The organism is Mycobacterium senriense (assembly GCF_019668465.1).
Taxonomy (GTDB): Bacteria; Actinomycetota; Actinomycetes; order Mycobacteriales; family Mycobacteriaceae; genus Mycobacterium; species Mycobacterium senriense.
This window is the reverse complement of record NZ_AP024828.1, coordinates 1,205,141-1,224,143: the sequence shown is the minus strand read 5'-3', so window position 1 is coordinate 1,224,143 and position 19,003 is coordinate 1,205,141. Positions and strand designations below refer to the sequence as shown.

General features: G+C 68.3%; 15 protein-coding genes and 2 pseudogenes. 9 read left to right on the top strand and 8 right to left on the bottom strand.

Annotated elements, in window-relative coordinates:
- Positions 1–103: 103 nt before the first annotated feature.
- Positions 104–1,810, top strand: coding sequence for an acyl-CoA dehydrogenase family protein (locus tag MTY59_RS05880; RefSeq protein ID WP_221044840.1), 1,707 nt, complete (start codon positions 104–106; stop codon positions 1,808–1,810).
- A 46-nt stretch (positions 1,811–1,856) separates the two neighbouring features.
- On the opposite strand, the gene MTY59_RS05875 is transcribed toward MTY59_RS05880, so the two are convergent.
- On the bottom strand, positions 1,857–2,804 hold the full coding sequence (locus tag MTY59_RS05875; protein WP_284145684.1) for a DUF5996 family protein: 948 nt from the start codon (positions 2,802–2,804) through the stop codon (positions 1,857–1,859).
- A 150-nt stretch (positions 2,805–2,954) separates the two neighbouring features.
- Here MTY59_RS05875 and MTY59_RS05870 point away from each other — a divergent pair, with 150 nt between their 5' ends.
- Positions 2,955–3,650, top strand: coding sequence for a TetR/AcrR family transcriptional regulator (locus MTY59_RS05870; RefSeq protein ID WP_221044839.1), 696 nt, complete (start codon positions 2,955–2,957; stop codon positions 3,648–3,650).
- Positions 3,647–4,588 carry a R2-like ligand-binding oxidase gene (locus MTY59_RS05865; RefSeq protein ID WP_221044838.1) on the top strand — a complete coding sequence of 314 codons (942 nt, stop codon included), beginning with the start codon at positions 3,647–3,649 and terminating at the stop codon, positions 4,586–4,588. The genes MTY59_RS05870 and MTY59_RS05865 overlap by 4 nt, the downstream gene beginning before the upstream one ends.
- Positions 4,589–4,601: 13 nt before the next feature.
- Here MTY59_RS05865 and MTY59_RS05860 read toward each other — a convergent pair whose 3' ends face one another.
- Positions 4,602–6,020 carry an NADP-dependent succinic semialdehyde dehydrogenase gene (locus MTY59_RS05860; RefSeq protein ID WP_221044837.1) on the bottom strand — a complete coding sequence of 473 codons (1,419 nt, stop codon included), beginning with the start codon at positions 6,018–6,020 and terminating at the stop codon, positions 4,602–4,604.
- Positions 6,021–6,110: 90 nt separating this feature from the next.
- Between MTY59_RS05860 and MTY59_RS05855 the strand changes: the two genes are divergently transcribed.
- On the top strand, positions 6,111–7,757 hold the full coding sequence (locus tag MTY59_RS05855) for an acetolactate synthase large subunit (protein WP_221044836.1): 1,647 nt from the start codon (positions 6,111–6,113) through the stop codon (positions 7,755–7,757).
- A gap of 22 nt (positions 7,758–7,779) precedes the next feature.
- Here the strand turns inward: MTY59_RS05855 and MTY59_RS27205 are convergent, their stop codons facing one another.
- A complete protein-coding gene (locus MTY59_RS27205; RefSeq protein ID WP_250160726.1) occupies positions 7,780–8,007 on the bottom strand; it encodes a hypothetical protein in 228 nt (75 codons plus the stop codon).
- Positions 8,008–8,051: 44 nt separating this feature from the next.
- Between MTY59_RS27205 and MTY59_RS27200 the strand changes: the two are divergent.
- Positions 8,052–8,168: pseudogene (locus MTY59_RS27200) on the top strand (DUF309 domain-containing protein); the annotation flags it as partial.
- Positions 8,169–8,250: 82 nt separating this feature from the next.
- On the opposite strand, the pseudogene MTY59_RS05845 reads toward MTY59_RS27200, so the two are convergent.
- Positions 8,251–8,464: pseudogene (locus MTY59_RS05845) on the bottom strand (hypervirulence associated TUDOR domain-containing protein).
- Positions 8,465–8,569: 105 nt separating this feature from the next.
- Here MTY59_RS05845 and MTY59_RS05840 point away from each other — a divergent pair.
- Both MTY59_RS05840 and MTY59_RS05835 read left to right on the top strand, forming a co-directional pair.
- Positions 8,570–9,481, top strand: coding sequence for a LysR family transcriptional regulator (locus tag MTY59_RS05840; RefSeq protein WP_221046277.1), 912 nt, complete (start codon positions 8,570–8,572; stop codon positions 9,479–9,481).
- Between the two features lie 105 nt (positions 9,482–9,586).
- Positions 9,587–10,741: an NAD-dependent formate dehydrogenase gene (locus MTY59_RS05835; protein ID WP_221044834.1), complete on the top strand. Its 1,155-nt coding sequence runs from the start codon at positions 9,587–9,589 to the stop codon at positions 10,739–10,741.
- 17 nt (positions 10,742–10,758) lie between these two features.
- Here the strand turns inward: MTY59_RS05835 and MTY59_RS05830 are convergent, their stop codons facing one another.
- From MTY59_RS05830 to MTY59_RS05815, 4 genes are all read right to left on the bottom strand, one after another.
- Entirely contained in the window at positions 10,759–12,210 is a 1,452-nt protein-coding gene (locus MTY59_RS05830; protein ID WP_221044833.1) for a lipase maturation factor family protein, read from the bottom strand.
- An 87-nt stretch (positions 12,211–12,297) separates the two neighbouring features.
- Entirely contained in the window at positions 12,298–16,488 is a 4,191-nt protein-coding gene (locus MTY59_RS05825) for an alpha-(1->3)-arabinofuranosyltransferase domain-containing protein (protein ID WP_221044832.1), read from the bottom strand.
- Positions 16,489–16,540: 52 nt separating this feature from the next.
- On the bottom strand, positions 16,541–16,714 hold the full coding sequence (locus MTY59_RS05820; protein ID WP_007769006.1) for a DUF2613 domain-containing protein: 174 nt from the start codon (positions 16,712–16,714) through the stop codon (positions 16,541–16,543).
- An 86-nt stretch (positions 16,715–16,800) separates the two neighbouring features.
- A complete protein-coding gene (locus MTY59_RS05815; RefSeq protein ID WP_221046276.1) occupies positions 16,801–17,004 on the bottom strand; it encodes a DUF2613 family protein in 204 nt (67 codons plus the stop codon).
- Positions 17,005–17,123: 119 nt separating this feature from the next.
- On the opposite strand from MTY59_RS05815, the gene MTY59_RS05810 reads away from it, so the two are divergent.
- Positions 17,124–18,281 (top strand): glycoside hydrolase family 3 N-terminal domain-containing protein, encoded by a 1,158-nt coding sequence (locus MTY59_RS05810; RefSeq protein ID WP_221044831.1) that lies wholly within the window; start codon positions 17,124–17,126, stop codon positions 18,279–18,281.
- 63 nt (positions 18,282–18,344) lie between these two features.
- Entirely contained in the window at positions 18,345–18,995 is a 651-nt protein-coding gene (locus MTY59_RS05805) for a TetR/AcrR family transcriptional regulator (RefSeq protein ID WP_221044830.1), read from the top strand.
- Positions 18,996–19,003: the final 8 nt, after the last annotated feature.

Genomic DNA, 19,003 nt, shown 5'->3' with positions numbered 1-19,003 from the left:
GGCACCCAACCAACAGGGTCGTTTTGTTCCGGTCGCCCCGACGGCCGCGCGATTGCAGTACCGTCACCCTCGTCTTCGTCGAGAACCCGCTGGGAGTCACGTCATGTTGCTCAATCCCAACCACTTGCAACGCCAGTACCCAGACCGCCGTTCGGGGGAGATCATGGCCGCGACGGTCGACTTCTTCGAGTCCCGGGGCAAGGCCCGGTTGAAGACCGACGACCACGAACGGGTCTGGTATTCGGAGTTTTTGGACCACATCGGGCGGGAGCGCATCTTCGCCTCGTTGCTGACCCCGTCGGGGTATGGCGCCTCGGATGTCGAGGCTTGCCGCTGGGACACCTACCGGATCAGTGCGTTCGCCGAGATCGTCGGCTTCTACGGGTTGAACTACTGGTATCCCTTCCAGGTCACCGCGCTGGGCCTGGGCCCGATCTGGATGAGCGGCAACGAGGACGCCAAGCGCAAGGCCGCCGCGCTGCTCGAGGCCGGCGAGGTGTTCGCCTTCGGCCTGTCGGAGCAGACGCACGGCGCGGACGTCTACCAGACCGACATGAACCTGACGCCGAAAGACGGGGGCTGGACCGCCACCGGGGAGAAGTACTACATCGGCAACGCCAACGTGGCGCGGATGGTCTCCACCTTCGGCAAGTTCGACGGCACCGACGAGTATGTGTTCTTCGCCGCCGACTCACAGCATGATCGCTACGACCTGATCAAGAACGTGGTGAACTCGCAGAACTTCGTCGCGAACTACGCGCTGCGCGAGTACCCGGTCACCGAGGCCGACATCCTGCACCGTGGCCCCGAGGCCTTCCACGCCGCGCTCAACACCGTCAACGTCTGCAAGTACAACCTCGGCTGGGGCGCGGTCGGCATGTGCACCCATGCGATGTACGAGGCGGTCACCCACGCGTCCAACCGCATCCTGTACGGGACCGTCGTCACCGACTTCACCCACGTGCGGCGGCTGCTGACCGACGCCTACGCGCGGCTGGTCGCGATGCGGCTGGTCGCCACCCGGGCGTGCGACTACATGCGCAGCGCGTCGGCCGAGGACCGCCGCTACCTGCTGTACAGCCCGCTCACCAAAGCGAAGATCACCAGCGAAGGCGAACGGGTCGTCACCGCGCTGTGGGACGTCATCGCGGCCAAGGGCGTGGAGAAGGACACCATCTTCGAGGCGATGACCCGCGAAATCGGCCTGCTGCCAAGGCTGGAGGGCACCGTCCACATCAACGTCGGGCTGCTGGGCAAGTTCATGCCCAACTTCCTGTTCGCCCCCAACAGCACGCTGCCGTTGATTCCGCGCCGCGACGACGCGGCCGACGACACCTTCCTGTTCGCGCAGGGGCCGACCGGCGGCCTGGGCAAGGTCCGCTTCCACGACTGGCGCGCGTCGTTCGACAGCTTCGGGCACCTGCCCAACGTCGCGCTGCTGCGCTCGCAGATCGACGTGCTCGCCGACATGCTGGCCGGCGCCACCCCGGATGCCGCGCAGCAGAAGGACATCGACTTCGCCTTCGCCGTCGGGCAGTTGTTCGCGACCGTGCCCTACGCCCAGCTCATCCTGGAGGAGGCCGGGCTCTCGGGCGTCGACGAGGGGTTGCTCGACGAGATCTTCGCTGTGCTGGTCCGCGACTTCAACGCCTATGCCGTGGAGCTGTCCGACAAGCCGGCGACGACCGACGCACAGGCCCGCTTCGCGCTGCGGATGATCCGCCGGCCCGCGCATGATCCCGCGCGTTACGACCAGATCTGGAAGGACCACGTGCTGCCGCTCAGCGGCGCGTACCGGATGCGCCCCTGACGTTCGCCGCCGCTCGAGGAACTCCCGGCGCCCTGCGGCAAACGCGTCATGCGCGAGTTTGATAGGCCTTCCAGCGATCAGGGTCGTCTTCAAGCGCAGCGCGGTCCCACCCGCCATGCACCGCGGCCGCTTCGTAGGTGTCCTGCAAGAACCCGAGAAGAGTCCGGTCGGGGTCGGTTACCTGCCGCACCGCCTCGTACGGCAACAGGTATTCACCGAGATCCTTGTCGTAGCCCGCCTCGTCGGGTCCGACCGGGTAGTCGGCGAAGCCGTCGGGTTCGGGGTAGGCGTACGCGTAGAAAGCGCCCTCGTCACCCCCGCCGGGAAAGAATCCACAGCTGCTCAGTTCTCGCGAGTAGCCTTCGGCCATCACCCAGTCTCCGCAGTTGGGTGCGCCGCCCGGGTGGCGGGGTGCACCCCGCCCGGAAAATCTGGTGCATGCGAGATCCATTGCACCCCAAAAGAAATGGACCGGACTTACCTTACCCATGAACCGGGACCGAAACTGGCCGAGCACGCGGTTCGCAGCAAGCAGCTGGCGCCAGAACAGGTTCGCCGCATCAGGGTCGTACGACGCGTGTTCGACATCTTCGGCGAACGGCAGGGCCGGGTCTACCTCGTTGGGGTGCGCTTGGATGCGCGTCGAGAAACCCAGCTCGTCGAGTGCCCGCATCGTCTGCGAGTAGAACTCGGCCACCGATTTCGGTTCCAGGCGCACGCTGCGGGTCGCACCGGTGCTGCCGCGGATCATCAGCACGTGGTCGATGAAATCGAACTCCATATCGAAGATCGCTGTCCCATACGGGATCGCCGACGTCGTCAAACCGCGCGGGGTCACATACGAGGTGACCTGCCACCAGTGGTTGACCAACGGCGAATGGGCCAGCCGGACCTTGCCGACAATCTGAGCCCACATGTGCAGTGTCTGCCTCGTTGGAGCCCAGTCGTCCACCCGCAGGCTCGGCCACGCAATGCTGTCGTGGTGCGTCGTCACGATCACTCCTCGGCTTTGGTCGGCGTCCGGTTTTCACTGGGCCGCTATCACCGATAGTGCTCGTCCGCCGAGGAGACCGCCCCTGGCGCCCTTGACTGTGGCGTGGCTCACAGTAGAATGACCAGTGGTCATTCACCATAGGAGGCGGCATTGCCAACGGTCACCTGGGCGCGCGTCGATCCCGCTCGCCGCGCGGCGATCATCGAGGCAGCCGAGGCCGAGTTCGGGGCGCACGGGTTCTCCCGGGGCAGCCTGAACGTCATCGCCCGCCGCGCCGGGGTCGCCAAGGGCAGCCTGTTCCAGTACTTCGCCGACAAGCGTGGCCTGTACGCGTTCATCGCCGACATCGGCAGCCAGCGGGTGCGTGCCTACATGGAAGACCGCATCCGTGAACTCGACCCGAGCCGGCCCTTCTTCGACTTCCTCACCGACTGGCTCGACGCGTGGGTGGCCTACTTCGCGGACCATCCGCACGAACGCGCGCTGCACGCCGCGGCGACCCTGGAAGTCGACACCGAAGCCCGCGTCAGCGTGCAGAACGTCATCCACCGGCACTACCTGGAAGTGATGCGCCCGCTCGTCCGCGACGCGCACGTCCGCGGTGACCTGCGTGCGGATTCCGACACCGACGCGCTGTTGTCGTTGCTGCTGTTGATCTTTCCGCACTTGGCGCTGGCGCCGTACATGCGCGGCCTTGATCCGATTCTGGGGCTCGACGAGCCCACCCCGGAACAGCCGGCGCTGGCCGTGCGCAGGCTCGTCGCCGTGCTTGCGGCCGCGTTCTCGGCTGCGCCGAACACCCCGCCAATCAGCTCAGCCCCCAAACGATCTGAGGAGGTCACATGAATCGCACCCGAATCGCCTCGATGGCCGAGGGCGGTCTCAACTGGGACAGCCTGCCGCTCAAGCTGTTTGCGGGCGGCAACGCGAAGTTCTGGAATCCGGCCGACATCGACTTCTCCCGCGATCGCGAGGACTGGGAACGGCTCACCGACGACGAACGCAGCTATGCGACCCGGCTGTGCGCCGAGTTCATCGCCGGCGAGGAGTCGGTGACCCAGGACATCCAGCCGTTCATGGCCGCGATGCGGGCCGAAGGCCGGCTCGGCGACGAGATGTATCTGACGCAGTTCGCCTTCGAGGAGGCCAAGCACGTGCAGGTGTTCCGCATGTGGCTCGACGCCGTCGGCATCACCGAGGACCTGCACGACTACCTCGAGGACGTCCCGACCTACCGCACGATCTTCTACGACGAGCTGCCGGAGTGCCTGAACGCGCTGACGGTCGATCCGTCGCCGGCCGCCCAGGTGCGGGCGTCGGTCACGTATAACCACATGGTTGAGGGCATGCTCGCGCTGACCGGTTACTTCGGCTGGCACAAGATCTGCGTGGAGCGCGGCATCCTGCCCGGCATGCAGGAGCTGGTGCGGCGCATCGGCGATGACGAGCGACGGCACATGGCCTGGGGCACCTTCACCTGCCGGCGCCACGTCGCCGCCGACGACGCCAACTGGGGCGTCTTCGAAACGCGGATGAACGAGCTGATGCCGCTCGGTCTGCGCCTGATCGAGGAAGGCTTCGCCCTCTACGACCCGATGCCGTTCGGCCTGTCGGTGGACGAGTTCATGCAGTACGCCTCCGACAAGGGGATGCGGCGCTTCGGCACCATCGCCAGCGCCCGAGGCCGCCCCGTCGGCGAGATCGACCTCGACTACACGCCAGTGCAGCTCGAGGACACCTTCGCCGAGGAGGACGAGAAGCTGCTGGCCGGGGCCTCCGCTTAGCCGGCGACTCGGCTCACTCGACCTTGTTGTCGCCGGCCGAGGAGCCGCTCTCGGTTTCCCCGACCCACACGGTCTTGGCGTTGACGAACGCCCGGATGCCCAGGCCCGCGAGCTCGCGTCCATAGCCGGACCGCTTGACGCCGCCGAACCCCAGTTCGGGATAGGACACCGTCATTCCGTTGATGAAGACCTGGCCGGCCTCGATGTCGTCGATGAAGCGCTGCTGCTCGGCCTCGTCGTTGGTCCACGCGTTGGACCCCAGGCCGAACGTGGTCGCGTTGGCGATCTCGATGGCCTCGTCGATGTCGGCCGCCCGGTACATCGACGCGACCGGGCCGAACACCTCCTCGGTGTACAGGGCCATGTCCTTGGTGATGTCGGTGACCACCGTCGGCGGGTAGTACCACCCCGGCCGGTCGATGGGCTTGCCGCCGAGCCGGATCTTGGCTCCCGCCGCGGCGGCGTCGTCGACCTGCTTGGCGATCTCGTCGCGGCCCGACTCGGTGGCCAACGGGCCTACGTCGGTGTCCGGGTCGGTCGGGTCGCCGACGGTCAGCGCCTCCATCTGCTTGGTGAACTTGTCGACGAACGCGTCGTAGATGTCGGTGTGGACGATGAACCGCTTTGCGGCGATGCAGGACTGGCCGTTGTTCTGCACCCGGGCGGTGACCGCGGTCTTGGCGGCCTCGTCCAAGTCGGCCGACGGCATCACGATGAACGGGTCGCTGCCGCCGAGCTCGAGCACGGTCGGCTTGATCTCGTCGCCGGCGATGGCCGCCACCGATTGGCCGGCCGGTTCGCTGCCGGTCAGGGTGGCCGCCGCGACGCGGGGATCGCGCAGGATGCGCTCGACCGCGCTGGACGAGACGAGCAGGGTTTGGAAACACCCCTCCGGGAAGCCACCGCGGGCGATGACGTCGGCGAGGTAGAGCGCGCTCTGGGGAACGTTCGACGCGTGCTTGAGGATGCCGACGTTGCCGGCCATCAGCGCCGGCGCGGCGAACCGCACGGCCTGCCACAGCGGGAAGTTCCACGGCATTACGGCCAGCACCACGCCCAGCGGTTGATACCGGGTGTAGGCCTTCTTCGCGCCCACCGCCTCGGCGTCGGCCGGCTCGTCGGCCAGCAGCCGCTCGGCGTTTTCAGCGTAGTAACGAAAACCCTTGGCGCACTTAAGCGTTTCCGCCTTGGCGGACTTCAGCGTCTTGCCCATCTCCTGCGTCATCATGGCGGCGACATCGTCGGCCTCCGCCTCCAGCAGGTCGGCGGTCGCGTTTGCCCACTGGGCGCGCTGGGCAAACGTGGTGTTGTGGCGGTAGTCGAGGAAGCGTTCGTAGGCACGGGCAATCGCGGCGTCGACTTCTTGGTCGGTGGCCGGGGTGAAGGTCTTCACTGTCTCGCCGGTAGCCGGATTAATGGTGGCGATGGGCACGTCGGCCCTCCTTCATCGGGTTCGTGTTGCTTAGTGGCTGCAAGTCCAACACCTAGCCTGCCACTATCGTTCCCCTAAGGGAGGTGTCGGATGAGCAAAGCCGCTGAGCTGATCGTCAAGTGCCTGGAAAACGAGGGTGTTTCCGTCGTATTCGGGGTGCCCGGCGAGGAGAACATCCGGTTCGTGCAGGCGCTGGCGGCATCACACATCCGCTACGTGCTGACCCGGCACGAGCAGGCCGCCTCCTTCATGGCCGAGATGTACGGCAGGGTCACCGGGCGCGCGGCGGTGGTGTCGGCGACGCTGGGGCCCGGCGCGATCAACATGCAGCTCGGGGTGGCCGACGCCACCACCAACAGCACCCCGCTGGTCGCCATCTCCGCGCAGGTGGGTCACGACCGGGAGTTCAAGGAGTCCCACCAGTACGTCGACCTGGTGTCGATGTTCGCCCCGATCACCCGGTGGGCGGCGGGCATCCCGACCGCGCGCGCCATCCCCGAGATGGTGCGCAAGGCGTTCAAAGTCTCCGAGGCGGAACGCCCGGCCGCGGTCTACCTTGCGGTGCCCGAGCACATCGACGCCGACGAGGCCGACTACGACCTGCGACCGTTGCCGCGCAACGTCGTCCGCCCCGACGCCCCGGCCCCCCGCCAGGTGGCGCGCGCCGTCGACGTCCTGCGCGGCGCGAAGCGCCCGGTGGTGCTGGCCGGGCATGGCGCCGCGCGCGCCGACGCCACCAAAGCCCTGGTGCGCTTCTCCGAAGAGTTCGGCATCCAGGTGGCCAACACCTTCCACGGCAAGGGCGTCATGCCCGACGACCACCCCAACAGCATCGGCACGCTGGGCTTCATGCGGCACGACTACGTCAACTTCGGGTTCGACAACGCCGACGCCGTCATCGCCGTCGGCTACGAGTTGCAGGAGTTCGACCCGGTGCGGATCAACCCGCAGGCCGACAAGAAGATCATCCATATTCACCGGTTCCCGGCGGAGGTCGACGCGCACTACTCGGTAGACGTGGGGATCATCGGTGACATCAGCGATTCGCTGAACGCCCTGACCGACGCGCTGTCCGGCCACACCTTCAATCACGCCGCCGAAGTGCCCGGCTCGGGCCTGTTGGCCGAGGAATTCGCACGGGGTCAAGAGGATTCGCGCTATCCGCTGGCGCCGGCGCGGGTGGTCGCCGACACCCGCGCCGCCCTGGGCCGCAGTGACATCGTGCTGGTCGACACCGGCGCCACCAAGATGTGGATGGCCCGGCTCTACCCGACGTACGAGCGGAACACCTGCCTGATCTCAAACGGGTTGTCCACCATGAGTTTTGCCCTGCCTGGGGCGCTGGGTGTCAAGTTGGCGCAGCCGGATTGCAAGGTGCTGGCCGTCGTCGGCGACGGCGCGTTCCTGATGAACTCGCAGGAGATCGAGACCGCCGTGCGCGAGCGCATCCCGCTGGTGGTGCTGATCTGGGAGGACGGCGGTTACGGCCTCATCGAATGGAAGATGGACCTCGAGCTCGGCGAGCATCACTACGTGAAGTTCGGCAACCCCGACATCATCAAGTACGCGGAAAGCTTCGGCGCCAAGGGATATCGGATCAACAGCGCCGAGGAGCTGCTGCCGACGCTGCGGACCGCGCTCGACGACGACGGCGTCTCGCTGATCAGTTGCCCGGTCGACTACTCCGAGAATCTGCGGTTGACCGACCGCCTCGGCGAGCTGGACGAAACGCTGTAACGGCCGAGCCCGGCGGCCCGGCTCAGGACGACTGCTTGATCTGTATCTGGTCGGTGTACGAGTAGCCCGCCGGATGCCCGCAGGCCGGGATCAGATACGTGTGTTCTGCCGTGCCCGCAAGGGTATTCGGGTCCCACGTCAAGTGCGAGTTGGTGGCGTAGAGGACGTAGGCGCCGTCGGAGCAGGTGACGTTGTTCATCGTGTCCAGGACCCATTGGCCGTCGACCAGCCGCGCCTGGCTGCCGCCCACCCCGGCCTTGATGTAGACGCATTCGTCGCCGCAGGAGTTGACCGTTGGCGGAGCGTGATCGCGACGAATCGGGTCGGCCGCGAAATGCCCGACCGCGCGACGCCGTGGGTCGACCACTTCCGCCCGGCAGCGCGGGCGTGCCACGCGTGCCGGATGACCTGGTGCGTCGCGGCTACTGCCCCGTCTCGTGGCCTGATGTGTCCTTGCCGGCGCGTTTTGCCCGCCGGCAGTGTCGCGCTCGTTCTAGTCGATCTTCTCCAAGGCGTCGCCTTTGTGCATCGCGATGTGGTCGGTTTTGTCGCTTTTGATCTCGTATTGCGGGTCGTCCTTCGTGCAATGCCGTTTGTGGCCTTGGTACTCGGTGTCGCGGGTGTGCTTTTTCACGATGGCGCCGGCTGACCTGGCCGGCTTCTGAGTTCCATCTGACGCGATCTCCGAGCTTGAATTGCTTCGTCACTGTGCGCCTCCTTCGCATCCTGCCTGGCGTCACCAACCATGGCTGACCCGCTGCGGTCACCAAGACGGGTGCCCGCTAGCGGCCGGCGGCATGGTCGAATGGCACATGCTGTTCCGTCAGCTGGAGTACTTCGTCGCGCTCGCTCAAGAGCGCCACTTCGCGCGCGCCGCGAGCGCCTGTTACGTGTCGCAGCCGGCGCTGTCGGAAGCCATCCGCAAGCTTGAATCCGAACTCAACGTCCCGCTGGTGCGGCGCGGTCAGAAGTTCGAGGGTCTCACCCCGGAGGGTGAGCGGCTGGTGCCGTGGGCGCGGCGCATTCTGGCCGACCGCGACGCCCTCAAACAGGAGGTCACTGCGCTGCGGGCCGGCCTGACCGGCGAACTGCGGCTCGGCGTGGTGCCGGCCGCCTCGACCACCGTTGCGCTGCTTACGGATCCGTTCTGTGCGGCGCATCCGTTGGTGCGCGTTCAACTCGAGGTCAACCTGCGCTCGGCCGGCATCGTGGAGCGGGTCCGCAAGTTCGAATTGGACGCGGGCATCTTGTATCCGGACCAACAGGACACGGCCGATCTCCTGGTCACCCCGCTGTACCACGAGCAGCCGGTGCTCATCGCCGCCGCCGAACTGCTTGGCGGCGAGGCGAAAACGATGGCGTGGTCGGACGCCGTGCAGTTGCCGCTGTGCCTGCTGACCCAGGGCATGCGGGGCCGCCGGGTCATCGACGACGCGTTGGCCACCCACGGTCTGCAGGTCACCCCGCAGCTGGAAACCGATTCCGTGGCCGCGCTGTTCGCGCACGTTCGCACCGGCCGGTGGGCGAGCATCGTGCCGCAACCGTGGATCCACACCCTGGGCGTGCCGGCCGGGGTGAGCGTGCTGCGGCTGCGGCGCCCGTCGGTGACCGCGTTGATAGCACTGGTGACCAACCGGGCGGAGCCCGGCTCGTTGCTGGCGCGCGCGCTGCGACGGACCGCGCGCGAGGCCCGCATCGGCGCGACGCTGGGCGAGCTCTCCTAGCCGCGCTGATCGGCGCCGCCTATCAACCGGTCGGAATCCTGTCTTGGACACCGCGGCGGGCGCGCTCCGATACTGGGCGTGATCGCCGGTTTAAGGAGAATTCGAATGTCCAAGTGTGTGATGGTGCTCTATCCCGACCCCGTCGACGGGTACCCACCGACCTACGCGCGCGACAGCATCCCGACCATCCGGGGATACCCCGACGGCAGCACCGTGCCGACCCCGTCGAAGATCGACTTCGCCCCCGGCGAGCTGCTCGGCTGTGTCTCGGGTGCCCTGGGCCTGCGCCAGTTCTTCGAAGACGCGGGCCACGAATTGGTGGTCACGTCGGACAAGTACGGCCCCGACTCGGAATTCGAGCGTGAGCTGGCCGACGCGGAAGTCGTGATCTCCCAGCCGTTTTGGCCTGCCTACCTGACCGCGGAACGCATCGCCCGCGCCCCCAGGCTCAAGCTGGCGCTGACCGCGGGCATCGGCTCCGATCATGTCGACCTGGACGCGGCCCAGCAGCGCGGGATCACCGTGGCCGAGGTGACGTACAGCAACAGCATCAGCGTCGCCGAGCACACGGTGATGCAGATCCTGGCGCTGGTGCGCAATTTCGTGCCGTCACACCGGTGGGCGGCCGAAGGCGGCTGGAACATCGCCGATTGCGCCCAGCGCGCCTACGACCTGGAGGGGATGGACGTCGGGTTGATCGCGGCCGGCCGGATCGGGCGTGCCGTGCTGCGCCGGCTGGCGCCGTTCGACGTCAACCTGCACTACACCGACACCCGCCGGCTGACACCGGAAGCCGAGAAACAACTCAACGTCACGTTTCACCCCACGGTCGAGTCGCTGGTGCAGGCGGTCGACGTGGTGTCCGTCCACTCGCCGCTGTACGACGACACCCGCCGGATGTTCAACGAGCAGCTGATCGCGACCATGCGCCGCGGCTCCTACATCGTCAACACGGCCCGCGCCGAGGAGACGGTGCCGGAGGCGATCGCGGCCGCCCTGAAGTCCGGTCAGCTCGCGGGCTACGCCGGAGACGTGTGGTATCCGCAGCCGCCGCCGCCCGACCATCCGTGGCGGACGATGCCGAATAACGCTATGACACCGCATGTTTCGGGCACCACGCTATCCGCCCAGGCGCGTTATGCGGCCGGCACCCGGGAAATCCTGGAGAGCTGGTTCGCCGGCAAGCCCATCCGCCCCGAGTACCTGATCGTCGAGGGCGGCAAGCTCGCGGGCACCGGGGCGCTGTCCTACCAGAAGTAGCGGCCCGCGCCCAGCACTCAGTTGGCGCTGGTCGTCGTCGACAGGGCCATCGGTGGCACGTAACCGCCGATCAGGGCGCGATGCCACCAAGCCCGATCGTGGCGGAGCTCGGCCGGTGTGGTGAAGCGGTACTGGTAGAGCTGTGCCCGCACGTACCGGGGTGGTGAATCGGGAAACGGGTTGTGGCGCAACAACCGCAGGGTCGGCCGATCGTTCTCCAGCAGCCGTTGCAGGAACGGCCTCAGCCACGGCTGCGCGTACCCCGGCGAGATCGCGGCGAACCACATCAGCCAGTCCAGGCGAAGGTGGTACGGCGCCCACTGGCGGGGCAGCCGGCAAACATCGCCGGGCTTGCCCTTGAACTCGTATTCCCGCCAGTGTGTTTCGCGGGTGATCTGCTCCTCGTCGGTGCCTTCGATCACCACCTCCCGCCGGATCCGCCCGATGCTGCCGAATGCGCCGTAGGTGTTCACCAAATGAAATGAGTTGAACGACATGTTCATTCGCTGACGCGAGGACAACATGTTGGCCAGCGGCCAGTAGCTCATGAACAGCACCGCGGCCGTGACGGCGGCCACCAGCCCGACGAACCACAGCGGTGTGGGCGCCAGGCCCGCGTGCGCCGGGACGAAGCCCTTGGGCACAACCAGCGCGAACGACGCGTCGTCGATGGCGCTGAACGCCAACACGATCGTCACCCAATTGAGCCACGCGAAATTGCCCGAGGCGACCAGCCACAATTGGGTGATCACGATGATCGCCGCGGCCACGCTGGCCACCGGCTGCGGCGCGAACAATCCGAACGGCACGATCAGCTGCGCGAAATGGTTGCCCGCCACCTCAATCCGGTGCAGGGGCTTGGGCAGGTGGTGGAAGAACCAGCTCAACGGCCCCGGCATGGGTTGCGTCTCGTGGTGGTAGTACAAACACGTCAGGTCGCGCCAGCACGGGTCGCCGCGCATCTTGATCAGTCCGGCACCGAACTCGACCCGGAACAACAGCAGGCGGACCATCCAGAGGGTCAGCACTGGCGGCGCCACGTCGTGATTGCCCAGGAAGATCATCAGGAACCCGGTCTCCAGCAGCAACGACTCCCAGCCGAAGGAGTACCAGGTCTGCCCGACGTTGACGATCGACAGGTAGAGCATCCACAGCATCAGCCACATCGCCATCGCGGCCCCCAACGGCACCGCGTCGGCGGCCCCGGCGATGATCGCCGCCGACAGCGCCGCACCGAACCAGGAGACGGCCGCAAACAGCCGATCCGAATAACGCAGGTGAAACAGGCTCGGCGTGCGCCAAAAGGATTGCCTCGCCAAGAACTGCGGGATGGGCAGGATGCCGCGCTCGCCGATGAGCGCGCGGAACTGGACCGCGGCGGCAACGAAGCCGAGCAGGTAAATCGCCGCGGTGCCGCGCTCGAGCACCAGTCTGCCCACCCAATATTCGGGTGCGGAAAACCAGTCCATCGCGCTAACTCCTCGGTTGGTGACGGTTACGCCAACCCGCGTATCCAGTCAATCAGCCGGTAAACGGGTAGCCAATAGGCTGGCGAACTATTCGTCGCGCGCTCCCCGCGCACGTTCGGGGAGCGCAACCACCGAAGCGGCAAGCACCGCAAGCGAAATCAGCGCCAGCAGCTGAACACCGGCGGAATGGCCGGCGTAGCCGTCGGCCGAACGCCACGGCTGTCGTGACAGCACCGCGCCGGCCAGGATCAGACCGCCGGCGCTGCCCAGCACGCTGAGGCGTTCCCAGTGCCCCTGGCGCAGCGCATACCGCAGTCCCAGTGCTGCGCCCATCACCGCGACACCGCCCAGGCCGGCGATCACCCCCGCGGCGGCCAGCGCGGGGACGGCCGCCCAAGGGCCGGGCCGCCATGGCCGCGCGGGCGCGTCGCCGTCCTCCTTTCTTCGGGTGCGCCAGAGCGCGAGCATCGCCAGCAGCGGCAGCAACGCCAGTCCGACCGCCAGGCCGGCGCGGTAGAGCGAGTTGGAGGCGAATGTCAGCGTGATGGTGCCCGGGTCGCCCGCGGGCACCAACCAGCCCTGCTGCCATCCGTTGACGGCGATCGGCGTCAAGCGGGCGCCGGCGCCGGAGCGTGCCACCCAGCCCGGGTTGATGCTTTCCGGGATGACCAGCACCCGCGAGGTCGACGAGGCGGGCGCCTGCACTTCGCGGCGATCCGAACCCCAGGCCCGCCAGGACGAAACACGCAGCGGCCGTGCGACTTCGGTGACGGCCGGCACCGTCAGTTCGGCTCCGTCCACCACGAATTGTGCGCCGGGACTGATTAGCAGCTCCTGTTGGCCGGCGGGCAACTCGATCGGGTCGCGTTCGCAGGGCACGGCGGCGACGGGAGCGTCATCCAGGATCGCCCCCACGGTGGTGTGGATGGCGGTGTGCATGAACCGGCCCGCGACCGCGACGACGGGTCCGCGGTCGCAGCCGATGCTGATCTCCCGGGTGCGGTTGCGGGCCGCGTCGGCGGGCGCGATCGGGTTGCCGTCGACGCCCAGCGCCGTGACCTCGGCCAGCCCGGGCGGCTTGAGCTGGTCGAAACCCAAAGCGTTGCGGTCGATGACGTCCTGCCAATTGAGCAGGCTGATGGTTACGGTGTCGGTCACCCGGGCTTTCAGCGGCACCGTCTGCGTGATGTCGGGTTTCAGCGCGGCGGCTTGCGGGCCATCGCCCAGGTTGACGGCCACCATCGTCGGGTGCGCGGGCAACGTCGACCGGCTCGGCGCCAGCCGCACCCCGGTGACCTCGGTGGGGCGGGGCAGCCTGAGCGTCAGGGTCGGCGGGGTTTTATGCTGCACCACCCGCTGCGGCGCCGTCCACGCGGTGGCCGGGTCGCCGTCGGCGGCGGCGTACGCCGAGCCCAGGACATCGACCGTATCTGAATCGCCGTGGGCGACAGCGGTATTCGGCTCGGCGATCAGGTCGGCCAGCTTGGGCCCCTGGCGCGGGCGCACCCACACCGTCGGGGTCACCGACATCGGCGCCGGCACGGTCAGCGTCCGGCTGAAGTTGACCGGTTCCTCCGGTGCCAGGGCCATCGACGGCGCGCAGCGCACACCGTCGGGCGCGGCGGCGCAACCCGGTCTGCCCAGCAGCTCCGAGCCGAGGTCCCACCCGGCGATCGGCGAACCCGGCGGCGGCCCGGGCACCCGCACGGTGTGCCGCAGGTCGACCTGGTGGGCGAATCCGGAGGCGTCGTACTGGGTGATGGACAGGTCGGTGATGCCGAACTGCACGCCGGCGGATCGGTCGTCGGTGCCCGCGGCGGTGATCCGCACCCACGGGGTTTCGCCGTAGGGGAGCGCCGCGGCAAGCGGCTTGCCCGGCTCGTCGAAACGCAAAGTGGTGCTGCCGGTGGCGGTTTCGATCAGGATGCGGCGCACCTGGGCGCCGACGGCGGTGGCGCTGGGCGTCAACGTGATCGCCGCGTTGGTCACCGGATGGTCGAAATCGATCCGCATCCATTGACCGACGGCGGCCTGCAGCGAGTTGGACACCCAGGCGGTCGCGGAGTCGCCGTCGATCGCGGCGGCCGGCGAGTTCGCCGGTGCGACGTCGGGCATCGCGGTGGAATCCGACGACGAGCTCGATACCGTGATCCGGCCGCCGGTCCAGGCGCCGGTCACCGGGTCGGCGCCGGGGACGGGATAGTCGGGCACCCGGTTGTAGGTGTGCCGCGCATCGCCGGGGGCCCTGATCGCCGACGAATGTTGGTCTACCCGGCCATAATCCGTCTCACGGGCCACCGGGGTGTCGGTGATGGTCACCCCGGCGTCCCCCGGCAGCCCGGCGCCGCGCGCGTCGGCGGTCAGCAGCGCCGGACCCAGCGGCGCCTGGCCCTGCAGCCGTCGGCGCTCGTCAAGACGCAGCAGCGCCTCGGGGCCGCCGTCGACCCGGGCCAGCCGGTCGGTGTCCACGAAATACGGTGTGGCGGGGTCACTGTCGTCGCCGACCCGGAAAATCTCGACCGCCGGATATCGCGGCCGCAGCCCGCTGTCGGCGACGAAACCCGCGAGCGTGCCGGGCCCCACCGGCGCGCCGAACTGCGCGACCTTGCGCAGTCCGGGTGACCCGTCGATGGCGCGATGCACCAGGATCGGGCGCGCCGAGCGCGACGTGTCGGGATCCAGGTCGTTGCGCAGCGCCACATAGGAAATGCCTTGGCGGGCAAGGGTATCGGCCAACCCGGCCGAGGGACGGCCAGCGGCGAACAAGCGCTGCACCGAATCGAGCGCCCGGATGGTCTGCGGCGGGGTCAGCGGGATGGAATCGCGCACCCCCCACGGGCTGGCGCCCAGCACTTGCAGCGGCTCATCGTGGCTGGTGCCCCACACCTGGGTGGCGAAGGGCGCCCCCGGGACCACGAGCACCCGCCCGGGCGTCGGTGTCCCGGTGTTGTGCTCGGTGAGCCAGTCGGCGGCCTCGTGCCAGTACTGCGGGATCGCGGTGAAGGTTCCCGGCGGGGCCAGCCGGCCGGTCCACGCCAGTGACGTGCTGACCAACAGCGCCGTCACCACCACGATCGCGGTGGCGAGCCGTTTGTCACGCTCGGGGTGCGCAAAGGCGCGTAGCCACACCAACATTGGTGCGCTGCCCGGCAGCGGTATCCGGCCCAGCAGCTGCGCGAGGCCCAGCACCACCGGGATCCTGATCACCGATCCCAGCTTGTGCACGTTGCGCAGCGGGGCGCCGCCGGCGTCCAGGAAGGCCTGCGCCGCGTGCGCCACCGGCGAGCCCAGCCCGCCGCTGTATCCGGCGGCCATCAGCACCACCCCGACCAGCAGCATCGTCACCAGCCGACCGCGCGCCGGCATGTCCCGGCGGGCCAGCCCCGCGAGTCCGGCCGCCGCGACCAGGCAGGTACCCAGCACGGCCGCCGACCCGGTCACCAGCGGAGCGCCCGCGGTGGCGGTCGGCGCCACGTACGGGGTCCAGCTGTCGGTGCCGCGCAACATCTCGACCAGTGAGGACCATTGCGTTGTGACGCCGGACGATTCGATGAAATCCAGGAAGGGAGGGCTGATGGCGCGCAGCATCACCAGCGCCACCACCCACCACAGCGTGGCCAGCACCAGCGCCACCAGCCACCACCCGGTGTAGCGCCACCACAACCGGTTCGGCCGGTGGCACGCCCACCAGATCACCGCCGGCAGGCAGCCGGCCGCGGTCGCGATGGCATTCACCGCGCCCATCAGCGCGATAGCCAGGCCCGCCTGCCCGGCCAGCGCTCGCACGGATCGGCCGCCGCTGGCCCGCAGCGCGAGGATCGTGGGCAGCAACACCCACGGCGCCAACATCATCGGCAATGTTTCCGACGAGATCGATCCGAGCGTGGTGAGCACCCGCGGCGACAGCGCGAACGCGGCCGCGGCGATCACCCGCGACGTCGGGCTGCCGATCCCCAGCGCCTCGGCGACCCGCAACAGACCCCAGAAGCCGACGGTGAGCAGCAGCGCCCACCACAGCCGCTGGGTCATCCAACCGGGCACGCCCAGCGCGTGGCCGAGGAGAAAGAAGGTGCCGTGCGGAAACAGGTATCCGTAAGCCTGGTTCTGTGCCTGCCCGAACGGCAGCTCGCTGTTCCACAGATTGGTCGCCCGGGCCAGAAAGCGCAGCGGGTTCGCGGTCAGGTCAAGCTTGGTGTCGGGGGAGATCCGTCCGGGGGATTGGGCGAATGTCAGGGTCAGCGCGATCGCACCGACCAACCACAACCACCGGCGCGACACCGGCCCAGCCGTCGAGCATGAGACCGGCGCTCCGGTCCCCGTTCGCGACTGGCTAGCTACGGTTGCCGTACTCGACCCGGTTGAGCACTGACGACTGCGGATCGCCCCCGGGGAGTGGCGGCTTCGTGTCTTGCTGGACCATCAGCGTGATCCCGAAGATCGCGGCCGCGCCGAGCAACAAACCAACCACAACGCTCGCTGCGGCGGGCGCAACGATCCGGTTCATCGAGGCTCCTGGGTGTCGGCTTGCGGTCGTGACTTTCGACCTAGCGCCAACCTAGCAGAAGGGCCCCCGGCCAATGGGAGCCCTGGTCACCAGTGCAGACAGTGCCCGTGAAAGCAGCGGTCGCCGTATTCCACCTGATAGGGACCGGCCGGAAGCGCAGGGGGCTGCATGCTGGGCACCTGCACCGGCCTGTGGTCGGCCACGGCGAGCGTGATGCCGACCGTCGTCGCCACCCCGACGGACAACCCCACCGCGACGCTAACCGCGGCGGCCACCGAGAAACCGTTAATTGCTGGCTCCTCCCTGCCAGTCAATGGGCGTCTCGAGCACCCCGACCCCCTGATCAGCAACGTACCGTTGATGCCCCCTGGAGCCGGGCACGAAACGCCCGCCGTGAAAGCATGGCCCGATGGCATTTTCGCGCACCATGGCCGTGCTCGCAGCCGCGTCGATGCTGGTGGCCGGTTGCGGCCAGCATGCCGCGCACCCATCCCACACGTCGACGAAGACGTCGAGCAAGCCGGTGGCCGCTCCGGCGCCGCCGGTGTGTGCCGACCCGTCGGCGGTTCCGGCGACGTTGGGCATCCGCGACAAGCTCGCGCAACTGCTGATGGTGGGCGTGAAGAACGCCGACGACGCCCGCGCCGTCGTCAACGGCTACCACGTGGGCGGCATCTTCATCGGCAGCTGGACGGACCTGTCGATCTTCAAGGGGCCGCTGGCCGAGATCGCGGCCAAGGCGGGCCCGCTGCCGCTGGCGGTCAGCGTCGATGAAGAGGGCGGCCGTGTCTCGCGGCTGAAGTCGTTGATCGGGACCTCGCCGTCGCCCCGCGAGCTGGCGCAGACGCAAACCGTCCAGCAGGTGCATGACCTGGCCGCCGACCGCGGCAAGAAGATGCGTGACCTGGGCATCACCGTCGACTTCGCGCCCGTGGTCGACGTCAGCGACGAGCCCGACGACGCGGTGATCGGCAACCGTTCGTTCAGCGCGGATCCGGCCAAGGTCACCGATTACGCCGGTGCCTATGCGCAGGGGCTGCGCGACGCCGGGCTGCTGCCGGTGCTCAAGCACTTCCCCGGCCACGGGCACGGCTCGGGCGATTCGCACACCGGGGGCGTCGTCACGCCGCCGCTGGACGATCTGCAGAACAACGATCTGGTGCCCTACCGGACCCTGGTGGCTTCGCCGCCGGTCGGGGTCATGGTGGGCCACCTGCAGGTCCCCGGCCTCACCGGCGACGCCCCGGCCAGCCTGAGCCCCGAGGCGGTGCAGCTGCTGCGCAACGGGGTCGGCTACAAGGGGCCGCCGTTCACCGGGCCGGTATTCAGCGACGACCTGTCCAGCATGGCCGCCATCTCCGACCGGTACGGGGTGTCGGAGGCGGTGCTACGCAGCCTCCGGGCCGGCGTGGACGTCGCGCTGTGGGTCACCACCGACGAGGTGCCGGCGGTCTTGGACCGGTTGCAACAGGCGGTGGCGTCCGGCGACCTGCCGGCCAAGCAGGTCGACGAATCGCTGGTGCGGGTGGCGACGATGAAGGGCCCCAGCCCCAGCTGCGGCCACTAGCGGGTGTGCGGCAGAAGCAGATTGCTTACTCTTGAGTCAGATTGACGGCTGGAGAGGCAAGCGATGGCGGGTGGTACCAAGCGGTTACCGCGTGCCGTCCGCGAGCAGCAGATGCTCGACGCCGCCGTCCAGATGTTCTCCGTCAACGGCTACCACGAGACCTCGATGGACGCGATCGCCGCCGAGGCGCAGATCTCCAAGCCGATGCTGTACCTGTACTACGGCTCCAAGGAGGACCTGTTCGGCGCCTGCCTGAACCGGGAGATGGCCCGGTTCATCGACGAGGTGCGCGCCGACGTGGATTTCCAGCAGAGCCCCAATGACATGCTGCGCAACACCATTGCGTCGTTCATGCGCTACATCGACGCCAACCGGGCGTCCTGGATCGTGATGTACACCCAGGCCACCAGCTCGCAGGCGTTCGCCCACATGGTCCGCGAGGGACGCGAGCAGATCATCGACCTGGTGGCCGGGCTGATGCGGGCCGGTAGCCGCAACCCGCGCTCCGAGCGCGAGCACGAGATGATGGCCGTGGCCCTGGTGGGCGCCGGCGAGGCGGTCGCCAACCGGCTCAGCACCGGCGACGTCGACGTCGACGAGGCGGCCCAGCTGATGATCGACCTGTTCTGGTACGGCCTCAAGGGCTCACCGGCCGAGCGGGAGGCGGCCGCGGCCCACCCCGACGCGGGCGGCTCGGACGCCGCCGCCGACTAGGCCTACAT